Here is a 12,568-nt window from a genome sequence, read left to right on the forward strand (position 1 = left end):
CGCGGAGGAGACATGAGCACCGACCGCTTCCGGGACCTCTCCAACACCGCCCTCGCCGGGCGCCTCGGCGTGCCGCGGGTGCCGCTGCTGCGCCGCTACGAACCCGGCCAGCCGCTCCTGCCCGGGCCGGCGCTCGTCACCTCGGTCGGGGCCGGCCGCTTCGCGAAGCCGATCGCGGCGCTGGTCGAGGAGTCCGGCCAGCAGGTGCTCGATGCGGTGGGGGAGCAGAAGCTCGCCGCGGTCGTCGTCGACCTGACGGCCGCCACCACGCTCGACGACCTCGCCGCGGCCCGTGCGATCCTCACCCCGGCCGTGCGGAAGCTGGCCCCGTCGGGGCGGCTGCTGCTGCTCGGCCCGGACCCGGCCGAGGCCTCGGCCGGTGCGCGGGTCGAGGCCGCCGCCACCGCCCAGGCGCTCGACGGTCTGGTCCGCACCATCGCCAAGGAGCTGCGGGCGGGGGCGACCGCGAACCTGCTGGTCGTCGCGGCCGAGGCACCGCCCGCGGCCGTCGACAGCGCGGTCCGGTTCTTCCTGTCCGCCCGCTCGGCCTACGTCGACGGGCAGGTCGTCCGGGTCGGGGTGCCCGTCGGGTCGCCCCGGGACCCCGGTGCGATGGACAGCCCGACGCTGCCGGAGAAGCCGCTGGCGGGGCGGGTCGCGGTGGTCACGGGCGCGGCGCGGGGGATCGGCGCGGCGATCGCCGACACCCTGGCGCGGGACGGCGCCACGCTCGTGGTGGTCGACATCCCGGCGGCCGGGGAGAACCTGGCGAAGGTCGCCAACCGGACCGGCGGCACCGCCCTGCAGCTCGACATCACCGCGGCCGACGCCCCGGAGCGGTTGATCGCGCACCTGACCCAGCGCCACGGCCGCCTCGACCTGTTGGTGCACAACGCCGGCATCACCCGGGACAAGCTGCTCGCCAACATGGACCCGGACCGATGGAAGGCCGTGCTCGACGTCAACCTGCGGGCCCAGCTGCGGATCACCGAGGCGCTGCTCGCCGAGGGCACGCTGCTGCAGGACGGCTCGCGGATCGTCTGCGTGTCCTCGCAGAGCGGCATCGGCGGGAACCGCGGACAGGCGAACTACGTCGCGTCCAAGGCCGGGATCATCGGCATGGTCCGGGCGCTCGCTCCCGTCGTCGCCGAGAAGGGGGTGACGATCAACGCGGTCGCGCCCGGCTTCATCGAGACCGAGATGACCGCGACGATGCCGCTCGGCACCCGAGAGGCCGGCCGCCGGGTCAACTCGCTGCGCCAGGGTGGGCTCCCGGTCGACGTGGCCGAGACGATCGGGTGGCTCGGCCAGGCCGAGTCCGGAGGCGTGAACGGGCAGGTCGTGCGGGTGTGCGGCCAGTCGATGCTGGGGGCGTGATGATCGGTCTCTACGCGAAGGCGGCCGTCGCCGCGGTCCTGCCCGGCCGTGCGCGGTCCTTGCCGGACACGGTCCTCGAGCGGTCGGTCACGCCGGAGGTCGGCCACCTCGCCGACTACGCGCGGGTGTGCGGGTTCCCGCTCGGCGACGCGCTGCCGCTCACGTACCCGCACGTCCTGGCCTTCCCGCTGCAGGTCGAGCTGATGGCGGGCCGGTCCTTCCCGCTGCCGCTGCCCGGTCTCGTGCACGTCGCGAACCGGATCAGGGTGCACCGGGCGATCGCGCCCGACGAGCGGCTCGAGGTCCGGGTGCGGGCGGAGCGGTTCGCCGCGCACCCGCGCGGGGCGCAGGTGGACCTCGTGGCCGAGGTGTCGGTCGACGGCGTCCGGGTGTGGGACGGGCGCAGCACCTACCTGGCCCGCGGGGCACAGGCGCCCACCGGACTCGCGGGCGAGCTGCCTGACCTGCCGGAGGTCGACGGGCCCGCCGCGGCGGTCTGGCAGGTGCCGGCGGACACCGGACGGCGGTACGCCGCGGTCAGCGGCGACGTCAACCCGATCCACCTGAACCCGGTGACGGCCAGGGCCTTCGGCTTCCCGCGGGCGATCGCCCACGGGATGTGGTCGGCCGCCCGGGCCCTCGCCGCGCTGCAGGGCCGGGTGCCCGAGGCCGCGACCTACGAGGTCGGCTTCCGCAAGCCGCTGCTCCTGCCGTCCACGGCGGAGCTGGTGACCGAGCAGGCGAAGGAGGGCTGGGACCTCGCCGTCCGCGGTCGGAAGGGCGCGGTGCACCTGAGCGGGACGGTCCGCCGTGTCTGAGCCGCTCCCCCGTTCGGCCTAGACTCCGCCCATGACGGACCGTCAGCTGCGGCCCGGCGGCTTCGTGCTGGGGCTGCCGCTCCGGCTGCTGCTCAGCGTCGCGGTGGTCCTCGCGAACTTCGGCGGGGCGGCCGTGGTGTTCGTGCTGGCGGCATGGGTGGTCCCGGACGGGCGGGTGGCCGACCCCGGGCAGGTCCGGCTGGTCAACATCGCCGTGTTCGCGGGGTACCTGGTCGCCGTCACGCCGCTGGGGCTGGCGGTCGGCCGGGCGCTGTTCCGGCTCCGCGGCCGCAGCGCGCGGGTCGACCCGGCCCGGCGCGCCCGGCGCCTGGTGCTCTACGGGCCGCTGCGCCTCGTGGTGGTGCTCGCCTTCCTGTGGGCCGGTGCGGTGGTGCTGTTCGGGCTGCTCAACCTGCAGTTCTCCGCCCGGCTCGCCTTCTCGGTCGCAGCGACGATCACGATCGGCGGGATCGCCACCTGCTCGCTGTCCTACCTGCTCGGCGAGCGGATCCTGCGCGGGCCCGCGTCGGTCGTCCTGGCCGGTGTGCCGCCGCGCAGCCGGGCACTGCCGGGGGTGCTGCTGCGCCCCGTGCTGTTCTGGGCGCTGGGCACGGCGGTGCCGGTGTTCGGCCTGCTGCTCGCCGGTGCCGCCGCGTTGATGTTCCGGGACGTCAGCGTGGACCGGCTGGCCGTGATGATCCTCGGGATCGGCGCCGCGGCCCTCTTCGCCGGCCTGCTCACCACGATCGGCTCCGCCCGCTCGACCGCGGACCCGGTGATCGCGGTGCGCCGCGCGATGCAGCGGGTGGAGAAGGGCGAGCTCGACGTCTCCGTCCCCGTCTACGACCACACCGAGCTCGGCCGGTTGCAGGCCGGGTTCAACACGATGGTCGAGGGACTCCGCGAGCGGGAGCGGATCCGGGACCTGTTCGGCCGGCACGTCGGGGAGGAGGTCGCGCGCGCCGCCGCTGCGTCCGACGACGTCGAGCTCGGCGGCGAGGTCCGGTGCGTCGCCGTGCTGTTCGTCGACCTCGTGGGGTCCACCACGATGGCCACCGAGCGCCCGCCCTCCGAGGTCGTCGAGGTGCTCAACGCGTTCTTCGCGGTCGTCGTCGGCGTCGTGGAGGAGCACGGCGGCTGGATCAACAAGTTCGAGGGCGACGCCGCGCTCGCCGTGTTCGGCGCGCCGGCCTCCCTCGACGACCCGGCCGGGTGCGCCCTGGCGGCCGCCCGGGCGTTGGCCGAGCGGCTGGCGGAGGAGATGCCGGAGCTCGCGGCGGGGATCGGCGTCTCCGCGGGCGACGCCGTGGCCGGCAACGTCGGCGACCCGCGGCGCTACGAGTACACCGTGATCGGCGACCCGGTGAACGAGGCCGCCCGGCTCACCGACCTGGCCAAGTCCCGCGGCGGGATCGCGGCCTCCGGCGCGGCCGTGGCACTGGCGGACCCGGAGGAGGCGCGCCGCTGGGAGCTCGGGGAGCCCGTGGTGCTGCGCGGGCGCGGGGTGCCCACGGACATCGCCGTCCCGCGCAGCTCCGAACCGGCCGTCCGGGCCGACTGATCCTCACGGGTCGTCGCCGGGCCGGAGGCGACCCGTGAGCGCGTCAGCCGGTGTTCTTCATCCCGGCCGCGATGCCGTTGATGGTGAGCAGCAGGGCACGCTCGAGGTCGGTGTCCTTCGCGCCGTCCTCCTCGCCCCGCCGCCGGCGCTGGTCCAGCAGCTCGACCTGCAGGTGGTGCAGCGGCTCGAGGTAGCCGTTGCGCACCGCGAGGGTGTTGCGCAGGACCGGGTGCCGGTGGAGCAGCACCGGACCGCCGGTCAGCGCCAGCACCTCGCGCAGCGTGCGCCCGTGCTCGGCCCGGATCAGCTCGAACAGCCCCTGCTGGCCGGGTTCGACGAGCGTCGAGACGTAGTAGGAGGCGATCCGCAGGTCCGTCTTGGCCAGGGTCATCTCGACGTTGCCGAGCAGGTTCGCGAAGAAGGCCCACTCGCGCATCTCGTCGAGGACCTTCCCGTACCCCGCGTCGCGCGCCGCCTTCAGCCCGCTGCCCAGGCCGTACCAGCCGGGGACGACCATCCGGGTCTGCGTCCAGCCGAAGACCCAGGGGATCGCCCGCAGGTCGTCGAGCGAGGGGGTGCCCTTGCCCGGGCGCTTCGACGGCCGGGAGCCCACGTTGAGCCGGCCCAGCTCGTCGACCGGGGTGGCCGCGGTGAAGAACTCCGGCAGCGCCGGGTCGCCGACCAGCTCGCGGTAGGCCTTCTTGCCGGCCTCGGACACGCAGGTCATGACCTCGTCCCAGCGGGCCAGGGTCTCGTCCGGCCAGCGGGAGGCCTTGTGCAGCACGCTCGCGTCGAGCATCGAGGCGAGCAGGATCTCCAGGTTGTCGTGGGCCAGCGTGGGCAGCGAGTACTTGTCGGAGATGACCTCGCCCTGCTCGGTGAGCTTCATCGTGGCGTCGACCGAGCCGTAGGGCGTCGACGCGATGGCCTCGCCCGCCGGCCCGCCGCCGCGGCCCACCGACCCGCCGCGGCCGTGGAAGAGCCGCAGCCGCACGCCGTGCTTCGCGGCGACGTCGCGGAGCTGCCGCTGGGCCCGGTGGATCTCCCACTGCGAGCTGGTGATGCCGGCGCCCTTGTTGGAGTCCGAGTAGCCCAGCATGATCTCCTGCAGGTCGCCGCGGTTGCGCACCTGCTGCCGGTAGCCCGGGTCGGACAGCAGGCCCTCGAGCAGGGGGCCCGCCTGGGACAGCTCCTCGACGGTCTCGAACAGCGGGACCAGGTCCACCGAGGAGCGCGGGTTCGTCCGCAGCTCCACCATGTACGACTCGCGGGCGAGGACGGCGACGGCGAGCAGGTCGTCGACGTCGCGGGCCATCGACACGATGTAGGTCCGGGCGACCTCCGGCCCGAACTCGTGCTGGACCGTGTGCAGCATGTCGAAGGTGGCGATCACCTGCGCCGCCGCCTCGGGCACGCCGTAGTGCCGGCGGACCAGCGGGCGGTGCCCCTGCAGCTCCTGCGACAGCAGCGCGCGGCGCTCCTCGCGGGTCAGCTCGGCGTAGGGCTTGTCGAGCTCGCCCAGCTCGTCGTAGATCGCGCCGAGCGCGTCGTGGTGCTTCTGGCTGTGCTCGCGGATGTCCAGCTCGGCCAGGTGCAGCCCGAGCGCGCGGGCCGCGCGCAGCGCGCGGGCGAGGGTGCCGTCGGCGATCCGGCCGCCGAGGTGCCCCCGCAGCGAGCGGTCCAGCACACCCAGGTCGGCGACGTAGTCCGCGACGCCCAGGTAGTCCCGCCCGGCGACGTGGGCGCCCCGGTTCGCGATCCGGGCGCGGGTGTTCTCCAGCCGGGCCTGGACGTAGCTCAGGTGCAGCCGGTAGGGCTCGTGGGCGTTGAGCCGGATGAACCGGTCGTGGACCTCGGGGAGCGCGCGCCGGTCGCGGGCCAGTGTGCCGCGCAGCTCCTCGGACACGCCCATCACCCGGGTGGAGATCGACAGCTCCTGGATCAGCTGCTCCACGAGCGCGCCGTGGATCTTGAGCGCGCGGTCCGAGTAGAGCTCCAGGACCTCGCGGGTCACCTCGGGCGTGACGTTCGGGTTGCCGTCCCGGTCGCCCCCGACCCAACAGCCCAGGCTCAACGGCCGCGAGTCCGGCGGGACCTCGAAGCCGTGTGCGCGCACCTCGGCCTCGAACTCCCCGACCAGGTCCGGGACGGTGCCGGTGCCGAGCTGCTCCATGAACCAGGCGACCCCGCGGGCCTCGTCGGTCACGGTCGGCTTGCCCGGCCGGATCTCGTCGGTCTGCCAGAGCAGGTCGACGAGGGCGCCCAGCTCGTCGTCCGACGCGCCGTGGTCGAGGCCCTCGGCCACCCGCCGCAGGACGGCCAGCACGGACTGCCTCGAGGACTCGGTCGGGTGCGCCGTGAACACCGGCCGCAGCTGCGCCCGGGCCAGGACCTCCTGCACCGCGCCGCGGTCCGCCTCGGCGGCCAGCCGCTCCAGCACCGTGTGCAGCGGGCGGCGGTCGGTGGGGCGCAGGCTGCGCAGCTCGCGGGAGCGGTGCAGCTGCTCGGCCACGTTGGCCAGCTGGAAGTACTGCGAGAAGGCCCGGGCCAGGACGACGGCGGTGCCGGTGTCGAGGCCGGAGAGCCGGCGGGTGACGGCGTCCGGGTCGCCGCCCTCCCCGCCCGCCTCCCGGGCGAGCTTGCGGACCTCCTCCACCAGCTCCAGCACCTCGTCGCCGGCCTGCAGCGCGACGGTCCGGCCGAGCATCGTCGAGAGCCTGCGGATGTCGGCGCGCAGGGCGCTGTGCTCGGTCTCGGAGACGACGCCGGAGTGGGCGGCCAGGGAGTCCGGGGCGAGGAGTTCGGTGCGGTGGGCGCTCGCGGTCACCGTGGAGGGGCTCCGTTCACGAGGTGTCGGGCCGCTCGCGGCAGCGGGAACGGCGGGGCTGCCCGCCATCGTCGCGCTTGCGCGCGAGCAGGGCCATCGCTGGGAGAGGCCGTAACCCGCCGTTGACATCTCGCCGGACACGGCGGTGGGGGGGGGGGGGGGGGGGGGCGGGGACCGGGCGGGGCGCGGTGGGGGGGGCCGGAGCCCCACCCACCGCGCACGGGCGGCGGGGCCGCAGATCAGCTGGGGACGGCGTCCAGGTCGGTGGCGAGCAGCTCGGACAGCGCGTCGAGCGAGGACTCGCCCTCGGCGTCGTCGGAGCTGGTCAGGACGACCTCCTCACCGGAGGCCACGCCGAGCCCCAGCACCGAGAGGATGCTGCGGGCGTCGACCGGGCCGCGGTCGCCCGCGGCGATGGTGACCTTCGCGGGCTGCTGCCCGGCGGCCTTGCAGAACAGGTTGGCGGGACGGGCGTGCAGCCCGACGGACGATCCGACCTTGACGCGGCGCTCGGCCATGACGATCTCTCCTTCGACGATCAGGCGTGGGCGGCGGCGCGGGGCGCCGACGGGGACTCGGTGGTGGCGGCGGCCTTCTTCTTCTGGCCCACCGACTTGAGGACGATCACGATCGCGGCGGAGACGAGCGTCCCGGCGACGATCGCCACCAGGTAGCCGAACGGGTTGCCGATCAGCGGGACCACGAAGATGCCGCCGTGCGGGGCCCGCAGCGTGGAGCCGAACGCCATCGACAGGGCACCGGTCACGGCGGACCCGGCCATGAGCGACGGGATGACGCGCAGCGGGTCGGCGGCGGCGAACGGGATCGCACCCTCGGTGATGAAGGAGGCCCCGAGCAACCAGGCGGCCCGGCCGTTCTCCCGCTCGGCCTCGGTGAACAGCTTCTTGCGGACGGTGGTGGCCAGCGCCATGGCCAGCGGCGGGGTCATCCCCGCGGCCATCACCGAGGCCATGATCAGCAGCGCGGTCTGGGAGTTGGTGGACAGCCCGGCGACGGCGAAGGCGTAGGCGGCCTTGTTCACCGGACCACCCATGTCGAAGGCCATCATCAGGCCGAGCAGGGCGCCGAGCAGGATCGCGTTGCTGCCCGACAGGCCGTTGAGCCAGGTCGTGAGGCCGGTCGTGACGGCGGCGAGCGGCTGCCCGATCACCACGAACATGATCCCGCCGATGATCGCCGTGCCGACCAGGGGCAGCACCAGCACCGGCATGATCCCGGCGATCGCCCTGGGGGCCTTCCACTTCTTCATCCAGAAGACGAGGCCACCGGCGAGCAGACCGGAGGCGAGACCGCCGATGAACCCGGCGTGGACCTCGACGGCGACCAGGCCGCCGACGAAGCCGGGCACGAGCGCGGGCCGGTCGGCGATCGCGTAGGCGATGAAGCCGGACAGCACCGGGACGAGCAGCCCGAAGGCCAGCGAACCGAGCTGGAACAGCAGCGCCGCCCAGCTGGTGTGCGAGGTCCAGGAGAAGCTCTGGGTGACCGAGGGCGCGTCGGAGATCTGGTAGCCGCCGAGGGCGAAGCCCAGGGCGATCAGCAGGCCGCCCGCGGCCACGAACGGGATGACGTACGAGACGCCGGTCATCAGCCAGCCGCGGACCTTCGACCCGACGCCCGGACCGCTCTGCTTGACGGCGAGCTGTGTCTCGGCGGCTGCGGCGGCCGAGCCGGCGGCGCCGCCCTTCGGGGCCGCCTCGGCGGCGGCGACGGCCTGCTCGATCAGGCCGGGAGCGCCGCCGATCGCCTTCTTCACCCCGGCGGTCACCGTGGGCAGGTGGACGAAGCGGTCCTTGTCCCGGACCTCGACGTCGGCCGCGAGGATGATCGCGTCGGCCTCGGCGAGCTGCTCCGGGGTGAACGGGGTGGAGCCGGCCGAGCCCTGCGTCTCGACGACGATCTCGTGCCCGGCCTCCTCCGCCGCGACCTCGAGGGCCTCGGCGGCCATGTAGGTGTGCGCGATGCCCGTCGGGCACGCGGTGACGGCCAGCAGCTTCACGCCCCGACCTCCTTCCGGATGTACTCGGCCACGTGACCGGGGTCGGTCGCGCCGAGGAGCTCGTCCTTGAACGCCTTGCGGACCAGCCGGCGGGCCAGCGCGGCCAGCACGGTCATGTGGTCGGTGTCGCCGCCCTCCGGAGCGGCGATCATGAAGACGAGCCGGGCCGGCCCGTCCTCGGCGCCGAAGTCGACGCCCGCGGTGCTGCGCCCGAAGGCGAGGCTCGGCACGGTGACGGCGGCGGACCGGCAGTGCGGGATGCCGATCCCGCCCTCCAGCCCGGTCGGCATCTGCTGCTCGCGGGCCTCGATGTCGGCGAGGAACTGCGTCAGGTCGGTGACCCGGCCCGCCTTCTGCAGCCGCTCGGCCAGCGCCCCGACCGCGGCACGGCGGTTCGCGGACGGGAGGTCGAGGTCGACGAGATCGGCGGTGATCAGGGCGGACTGCTCGGTCATGCGGCATCTCCGGTGAGGACGAGATCGGCGTGCGGGATCCCGACGCGGACGTCGGCGAGCGGGAGCTCGTGGGGTCCGGGCATCTCGCTGCCCGGCAGGCGGCATGCCGCGGCCCCGTAGGCCACGGCGCGGGCGAGGGCGTCCGGCCCGGCGCCCCCGGCGGCCAGGAACCCGGCCAGGGTGGCGTCGCCGGCGCCGACCGTGCTGCGCACGGTCACGGGCGGGGTGGCGGCGTGGTACTCGCCGGACTCCTCGACCAGCACGGCGCCGCCCGCGCCCAGGCTGACCAGGACCGCGCCGACACCGGCGGCGCGGAGCTCACGGGCCGCGGCGAGGACGTCGCCGAGGCTGACGAGGGGCCTGCCGACCAGCTCGGCCAGCTCCTCGTGGTTGGGTTTGACCAGGTCCGGCCGCGCCGCGACGGCGGCGGCGAGCGGGGCCCCGCTGGTGTCCACGGCGGTACGGGTACCCGCCCGCCGGACGAGGGTCGCATGGAAGTCCACCGGCATGCCCTCGGGCAGCGACCCGCAGGTCACCAGCCAGTCGGCACCACGGGCGCGGGCCACGGCCTGCTCGGTGACCTCCTCGACCTCCTCGGCCGTCAGCACCGGGCCGCTCTCGTTGATCTTCGTCGTGGTGCCGTCCGGCTCCACGAGCGTGATGTTGGAGCGGGTGGCGCCGTGGATCGGCACGGTGACGGCGGGGACGCCCAGGGCGTCGAGCAGGCCGTTGAGCCGCCCGCCCGGGGCGCGGCCCGAGGGCAGCACCGCGAGGGCGTCGACGCCGGCGAGGGTGAGGGCGCGGGCGACGTTCACGCCCTTGCCGCCCGGGTCCAGCCGCCCGGACAGGGCGCGGTGCACCTCGCCACGGACCAGCCGGGCCAGCTCGACGGTCCGGTCCAGGCTGGGGTTGGGGGTGATGGTGACGATCATGGCTTCACCTCCTCGTGAAGTCGGGGCGGGTGGGTCAGGCCCGGACGACCCGCGGACCCGCGGCCTCGATGGCGGCGGTGGCGGCGTCGTCGAGCCCGGTGTCGGTGACCACGGCGTCGACCTGGTCGAGCCGCGCGAAGCGGACGAACTGGTCGGTGCCGTACTTCGCGGCGTCGGCCACCACGACGGCACGACGGGCGGCGGCGATCATGGCGCGCTTGGCGGCGGCCTCGGCCGGGTCGGGCGTGGTCAGCCCGCGCTCCGCGGAGAAGCCGTTGGTGCCCACGAACGCGACGTCGACGGTGAGGGTGGCCAGGGTGTCGGTCATCCAGTCGTCGACGGCCGCCATGGTGGTGCCGCGGACGCGACCGCCGAGCAGTCGCAGCACGACGTTGGGCCGCGCGGCGAGCATCGAGGCGATCGGCAGCGAGTTGGTGACGACGGTCAGCTCGCGGTCGGTCGGCAGGACCGAGGCGATCCGGGCGGTGGTGGTGCCCGCGTCGAGCAGGACGGTCAGGCAGCCCTCGAGCTCGGCGAGCGCGGCCTTGGCGATGCGCTCCTTCTCCGGGCCGGCCACGGCGTCGCGCTGGCCGATGGCGGGCTCGAAGTCGAGGCGGTCGGCGGGGATGGCGCCGCCGTGCACCCGGCGGACGAGCCCCTGACGCTCGAGGGTGCCGAGGTCACGGCGGATCGTCTCCGGCGTGACCAGCAGCTCCTCGGCCACGGCACCGACGTCGACCCGCCCCGCGTCGCGGGTACGGGTGAGCAACCACTGCTGACGCTCCGCTGCGTACATCTTCGTTCGCTCCCGAGTCGGTGCCCGAATCTGCTTGCTTGTTTCCGAGTATGTGGGTTTTACTGGTGTTCGTCAACGGGTCACGCCGAAGTCATCCGAACGGATCGAGGGAGTTCGCAATGCAGCTGAACGGCATCCCTGCCAGTCCCGGGCGTGCGGGAGGGCGCGTCGTGCGCGTCGCCGACGCCCCCGGCGAGCCCCCGGTCGGGCCGGTTCCCACCGATCCGGACATCGAAGCGGGCAGGATCGGACCCGCCGTGGCGCTCGTCTCGGCCCGCCTGCAGGCGCGCGCCGACGCGGCCGCGGGCGACGCGAAGGACGTCCTCGAGGCGACGATCACGATGGTCGGCGACCCCGCGCTGCTGGAGAACGCCGAGAACCTGGTGCGCGAGGGCGGCCGGCCGGCGCCGCGCGCGGTCTGGGAGGCCGCGAACACCTTCGCCGACATGCTCGCCGGCCTGGGCGGCTACATGGGCGAGCGGGCGACCGACGTCCGCGACGTCCGGGACCGGATCGTCGCCGAGCTCCAGGGCCTGCCCGCGCCGGGCGTGGCCGACCTGGCCGAGCCCGCCGTCCTCGTCGCCGCCGACCTCGCGCCCGCCGACACCGCCGGCCTGCGCCCGGGCATCGCGCTGGCGCTGGTGACCGAGCAGGGCGGGCCGACCAGCCACACCGCGATCCTCGCCCGCTCGCTCGGCATCCCCGCCGTCGTCGGGTGTGCCGGGGCGCGCGGGCTCGCCGACGGCGGGTACGTCGTGGTCGACGGCACCACCGGATCCGTCGACGAGGTCGGCTCGGCCGCGGAGGCGGCCGTGATCGTCGACGCGGTCGAGGCGGTGGAGTGGGACGGCACCGGCCGGACCGCCGACGGGCACCTCGTCCCGCTGCTGGCCAACGTCGGCGACGCCGAGGGCGCCGTGGCCGCGGCCGAGCGCCGGGCGCAGGGCGTGGGCCTGTTCCGGACCGAGCTCGCCTTCCTGTCCGCGGCCGAGGAGCCCTCGGAGAGGCGCCAGCGCGAGGTCTACGACGGCGTGCTGGGCGCCTTCGCCGGCAAGCCGGTCACGGCCCGGACACTCGACGCCGGCGCCGACAAGCCGTTGCCCTTCCTGACCCTCGACGGCGAGCCCAACCCGGCGCTGGGCGTGCGCGGCCTGCGGATCGCGCGGGTGCCCGGGATCGGGGCCGACGTCCTGGAGCGTCAGCTCGCCGGGCTGGCCGCGGCGGCGAAGGAGACCGGCGCGGAGCTGAAGGTGATGGCGCCCATGGTCGCCACGGCCGAGGAGGCGCGGTTCTTCGTGCAGCGCTGCCGGGCGCACGGGATCACCAGCGCGGGCGTGATGATCGAGATCCCGGCGGCCGTACTGGTCGCGCGGGAGATCATGGCCGAGGTGGACTTCGTGTCCGTGGGCACCAACGACCTGGCCCAGTACCTGTTCGCCGCGGACCGCCAGTCCGGCCCGGTCGCCGCACTCAACGACCCGTGGCAGCCCGCGCTGCTCCGGCTGGTCCGGATGCTCGGCGAGGCCTCCGCGGAGACCGGGGTGCCGGTCGGGGTGTGCGGCGAGGCCGCCGCCGATCCCGCGCTCGCGCCGGTGCTGGTGGGCCTGGGCGTCGCGACGCTCTCGATGGGCTCCGGCGCGCTCGCCGCCGTCGGCGCCGCGCTCGCCGGGCTCACCCTGGAGGAGTGCCGGGCGAGGGCGGCCGCCGCCTGCGCCGCGTCCGACCCGACGGCCGCGCGCCAGGCCGTCCGTCCCTGATCGGGCGGTCCTCGCGCACGAGCGG

Annotated in this window: 10 protein-coding genes; 4 read left to right on the forward strand and 6 right to left on the reverse strand. The window is 74.9% G+C overall.

Annotated elements, in window-relative coordinates:
* Nucleotides 1-12: 12 nt before the first annotated feature.
* Genes LWC35_RS00220 through LWC35_RS00230 form a run of 3 tightly spaced genes read left to right on the forward strand, consistent with a single transcriptional unit; the run spans nucleotide 13 to nucleotide 3,756 of the window.
* Complete coding sequence (locus LWC35_RS00220; protein WP_232867664.1) at nucleotides 13-1,377, forward strand: 3-oxoacyl-ACP reductase; 1,365 nt, start codon at nucleotides 13-15, stop codon at nucleotides 1,375-1,377.
* Nucleotides 1,377-2,195 (forward strand): MaoC/PaaZ C-terminal domain-containing protein, encoded by an 819-nt coding sequence (locus tag LWC35_RS00225; protein WP_232868042.1) that lies wholly within the window; start codon nucleotides 1,377-1,379, stop codon nucleotides 2,193-2,195. Before LWC35_RS00220 ends, LWC35_RS00225 begins: the two co-directional genes overlap by 1 nt.
* 31 nt (nucleotides 2,196-2,226) lie before the next feature.
* On the forward strand, nucleotides 2,227-3,756 hold the full coding sequence (locus LWC35_RS00230; RefSeq protein ID WP_232867666.1) for an adenylate/guanylate cyclase domain-containing protein: 1,530 nt from the start codon (nucleotides 2,227-2,229) through the stop codon (nucleotides 3,754-3,756).
* Nucleotides 3,757-3,799: 43 nt separating this feature from the next.
* Here the strand turns inward: LWC35_RS00230 and ppc are convergent, their stop codons facing one another.
* The 6 genes from ppc to LWC35_RS00260 form a co-directional block, all read right to left on the reverse strand.
* Nucleotides 3,800-6,583, reverse strand: coding sequence for a phosphoenolpyruvate carboxylase (gene ppc / locus LWC35_RS00235; RefSeq protein ID WP_232867667.1), 2,784 nt, complete (start codon nucleotides 6,581-6,583; stop codon nucleotides 3,800-3,802).
* A gap of 239 nt (nucleotides 6,584-6,822) precedes the next feature.
* Complete coding sequence (locus tag LWC35_RS00240; RefSeq protein WP_232867669.1) at nucleotides 6,823-7,101, reverse strand: HPr family phosphocarrier protein; 279 nt, start codon at nucleotides 7,099-7,101, stop codon at nucleotides 6,823-6,825.
* Nucleotides 7,102-7,121: 20 nt separating this feature from the next.
* Nucleotides 7,122-8,603, reverse strand: coding sequence for a PTS fructose transporter subunit IIC (locus tag LWC35_RS00245; RefSeq protein ID WP_232867671.1), 1,482 nt, complete (start codon nucleotides 8,601-8,603; stop codon nucleotides 7,122-7,124).
* The gene (locus LWC35_RS00250) at nucleotides 8,600-9,058 is read right to left on the reverse strand and encodes a PTS sugar transporter subunit IIA (protein ID WP_232867672.1); all 459 of its coding nucleotides are present in this window, start codon (nucleotides 9,056-9,058) and stop codon (nucleotides 8,600-8,602) included. Before LWC35_RS00250 ends, LWC35_RS00245 begins: the two co-directional genes overlap by 4 nt.
* Complete coding sequence (gene pfkB, locus LWC35_RS00255; RefSeq protein WP_232867674.1) at nucleotides 9,055-9,990, reverse strand: 1-phosphofructokinase; 936 nt, start codon at nucleotides 9,988-9,990, stop codon at nucleotides 9,055-9,057. The genes LWC35_RS00250 and pfkB overlap by 4 nt, the downstream gene beginning before the upstream one ends.
* Before the next feature lie 34 nt (nucleotides 9,991-10,024).
* Complete coding sequence (locus LWC35_RS00260) at nucleotides 10,025-10,786, reverse strand: DeoR/GlpR family DNA-binding transcription regulator (protein ID WP_232867675.1); 762 nt, start codon at nucleotides 10,784-10,786, stop codon at nucleotides 10,025-10,027.
* 119 nt (nucleotides 10,787-10,905) lie between these two features.
* On the opposite strand from LWC35_RS00260, the gene LWC35_RS00265 reads away from it, so the two are divergent.
* On the forward strand, nucleotides 10,906-12,543 hold the full coding sequence (locus LWC35_RS00265) for a phosphoenolpyruvate--protein phosphotransferase (protein ID WP_232867677.1): 1,638 nt from the start codon (nucleotides 10,906-10,908) through the stop codon (nucleotides 12,541-12,543).
* Nucleotides 12,544-12,568: the final 25 nt, after the last annotated feature.

The sequence above is a fragment of the Pseudonocardia kujensis genome, assembly GCF_021283305.1.
In the GTDB taxonomy this organism is placed as follows: Bacteria; Actinomycetota; Actinomycetes; order Mycobacteriales; family Pseudonocardiaceae; genus Pseudonocardia; species Pseudonocardia kujensis.